Source organism: Ellagibacter isourolithinifaciens (genome assembly GCF_008831035.1).
Lineage (GTDB): Bacteria > Actinomycetota > Coriobacteriia > Coriobacteriales > Eggerthellaceae > Ellagibacter > Ellagibacter isourolithinifaciens.
Window position 1 is genome coordinate 1 of record NZ_WAJR01000050.1, and the last position, 2,730, is coordinate 2,730.

4 protein-coding genes are annotated in these 2,730 nt (G+C 63.1%); 2 read left to right on the forward strand and 2 right to left on the reverse strand.

Going from position 1 to position 2,730, the window contains the following annotated elements:
- Positions 1-27 precede the first annotated feature (27 nt).
- A complete protein-coding gene (locus F8C90_RS10610) occupies positions 28-972 on the reverse strand; it encodes an IS3 family transposase (RefSeq protein WP_246155909.1) in 945 nt (314 codons plus the stop codon).
- On the reverse strand, positions 900-1,397 hold the full coding sequence (locus F8C90_RS10615) for a helix-turn-helix domain-containing protein (RefSeq protein ID WP_158050474.1): 498 nt from the start codon (positions 1,395-1,397) through the stop codon (positions 900-902). Before F8C90_RS10615 ends, F8C90_RS10610 begins: the two co-directional genes overlap by 73 nt.
- Positions 1,398-1,456: 59 nt before the next feature.
- Between F8C90_RS10615 and F8C90_RS11270 the strand changes: the two genes are divergently transcribed.
- Both F8C90_RS11270 and F8C90_RS10620 read left to right on the forward strand, forming a co-directional pair.
- On the forward strand, positions 1,457-1,756 hold the full coding sequence (locus F8C90_RS11270; RefSeq protein WP_233839719.1) for a transposase: 300 nt from the start codon (positions 1,457-1,459) through the stop codon (positions 1,754-1,756).
- The gene (locus F8C90_RS10620; protein ID WP_246155908.1) at positions 1,753-2,619 is read left to right on the forward strand and encodes an IS3 family transposase; all 867 of its coding nucleotides are present in this window, start codon (positions 1,753-1,755) and stop codon (positions 2,617-2,619) included. The genes F8C90_RS11270 and F8C90_RS10620 overlap by 4 nt, the downstream gene beginning before the upstream one ends.
- Positions 2,620-2,730: the final 111 nt, after the last annotated feature.

The following is a 2,730-nucleotide window of genomic DNA, read 5'->3' on the forward strand; positions in this document are numbered from 1 at the left end:
GCAAAACTTGGACGGATTAAATAAAGACTACGCCACTCGGGACTGGCTCCGGAACTCCTCCGGGGTCAGTCCGTTCAGTTTAACCTGGCGTCTCCGGGTGTTCCAATGGATTACGTAGGCGTCGAGGTCCGCCTTGAAGGACTCGAAGTCGGGCCAGCTGCGTCCCCTGAAGAACTCGTCTTTCAAGTGGCCGAAGACCTGCTCGGTGGCGCCGTTGTCGAGGCAGTTCCCCTTGCGCGACATGCTCTGGGTTACCTCCGCCTTCCTCAGGCGGCGCGTCCACCTCTCGTGCTGGTACTGCCAGCCCATGTCGGAGTGCAGCACGGGCTTCGCGCCCTCCGGCATCCTCTCCAGCAGACGGTCGAGCAGGAGCTCCTGCTGCTCCATGTCGGGGCTCGCGGAGGTCGACCAGGCCACGATCTCCTTGCTGCCGAAGTCGTACACCGGCGCGAAGTACGCCTTGCCCCAGGGCTGCTTGAACTCCGTGACGTCGGTGCCCATCTTCTGCCACGGCCCGTCGGCGGAGAAGTCGCGCCCGATGACGTTCTCGAAGGTCTCGCCGACGGCGCCCTTGTACGAGCTGTACCTATGGTAGTCGGTCTCGCGCCGGATGCCGCAGCGGATCCCCATCTCGCGCATCATCTTGAGCACGGTCTTGTCGGCGACGCGCGCGCCCAGCTCGGCGCGCAGGCACATGGCCACCTGCCTGTGGCCGCAGCCGTTGGCGGTGCGCGAGAAGATTTCCGCGACCGCCCCGCGCAGCTCGGGCCTGGTCGGCCTGGCCGGGTGCGCCAGCGCGTAGTAGTACGTGGACCTCGCGAGCCCCGAGCACGCGAGCAGGTGCCCCAGGTCGTGCCCGTCCGACCGCAGCGCGGCCACCGCCTCGGCCTTCGCCCTGGTCAGAGACCGTCCCGCTCTACCAGGGCGCGCAATTTTTTTAGGTAGGCGACCTCGGCCTCGAGCCTGCGGCAGCGCTCCTCGAGCTCCTGCTCGCGGGTGAGCTCGCGCGGCTCGGCCTTCGAGCCCTTGGGCCTGCCCTTCGGCTTGGGCCTGAGCGCCTCGGCCCCGCCCTCGCGGTAGAGCCTGCACCATCGGTCGAGCGGCGTCATCGACATGATGCCGAACTCGGCCATCGCCGCGGGCTTCGTCATGCCGTCTTCGACGACGGCCCTCGCGGCGGCGACCTTCTGCTCGTATGTGTACCTGGCCTGCCTGCCGTCCATGGTCAGCAGCACCTCGCTTCCGAACGCGCGGTATATCTGCTGCCATTTTCTCACGGCCGCTTCCGGAACGGACAGCCTTTTTGCGGCCGCCGCGCGCCCTAGGCCATCCGCGAAGAGCTCGGCCGCCAGCCTCCTCGTCTCGACATCGTGCTTCACCCTGAAATCGACGCGCATAAGAAAGTGGAGAGGGTAAGATTTCTTGGACACCAAGTTAAGGGCGAAAGGTGTTCTATATGACCCAGAAGAGGAAGCGTTACGACAAGCAGTTCAAGATAGCGGCGGCGCGGGTGGTCCTGGGCGGCGAGATGAGGGCCGTCGATCTTGCGAGGGAGCTCGGAATCAAGGACTCGACGCTCAGGCGGTGGGCGCAGGAGTACGAGGAAATGGGCGAGAACGCCTTCCCCGGAAACGGCAGCCCGAAGGTCAACAAGGATTACGAGATCGTGAAGCTCCGCAAAAGGATCGAGGAACTCGAGCGCGAGAACGAGCTGCTAAAAAATTTCCGGGCCTTCTTGAGTCAAGACCATGCGTGAGGTGCGAGTTCCTCAAAGAGCATAGGGGCGAGTTCGGCCCCATCAGGAAGGCATGCGGGATCTTGCGCGTGTCCAAATCCGAATACTATGACTACGTGAAGAGGAGGAAATCCAACGCGCAGATCGAGCGGGAGGCCCTGGAGGGTTTCGTCGCCGAGAGGTTCGATCTTCACAAGGGCCGCTACGGGTACCGCCGAATCAACCGCGAGCTCAGGCGCGACGGCATCGTCGTCAGCGAGAAACGGGTGCTCGCCGTCATGCGCAAGCTGGGGCTGCAGGCGAAGGGAGCGAGCAGCAAGCACAAACGCGCGAAGGCGGTCGAGATGGGCGACCCGCGTGTGAACCTCGTGGACAGGGCGTTCGACGTCGAAGCCCGCAACAAGCTATGGGCGGGCGACATTACCTACATCGGAACGGGCGAAGGATGGCTCTACCTCGCAGCCGTGATCGACGCGTTCCACAGGAAAGTCGTGGGCTGGTCGATGTCCGAGCGCATGACCGAGAAGCTGGTCACGGATGCGCTCGAGCAGGCAGTCGGAAGGGAGAGCCCGCCCGACGACTTCAGCCTCGTCTTTCACGACGACCAGGGTTCCCAGTACACTTCCCGGGCGTTCCAGCGCTGCCTCGAGTCCCATGGAATCGCCCAATCCATGTCGCGGCCGGGCAACCCATGGGACAACGCGCTCGCGGAATCCTTCTTCAAGACGCTCAAGCGCGAGCTGGTGAACGGCAAGGGCTACAAGACGAGGGAGGAGGCGAAGCAGGACGTGTTCAAATACATCGAGCTCTACTACAACAGGCAGAGGATGCACTCGTCGATCGGCTATAACGCCCCGTGCGACCTAGAGCGAGATGTTGCCTGAAGAAGCTTATTTTTCCGTCCAAGAAACCTTGACCAGTCCAAAGCCTCCCATTTCTCGTGTCCAAGAAATGGGAGGCAGTTCATATTGCGGTGAACTGCGCCCCAAAACTGT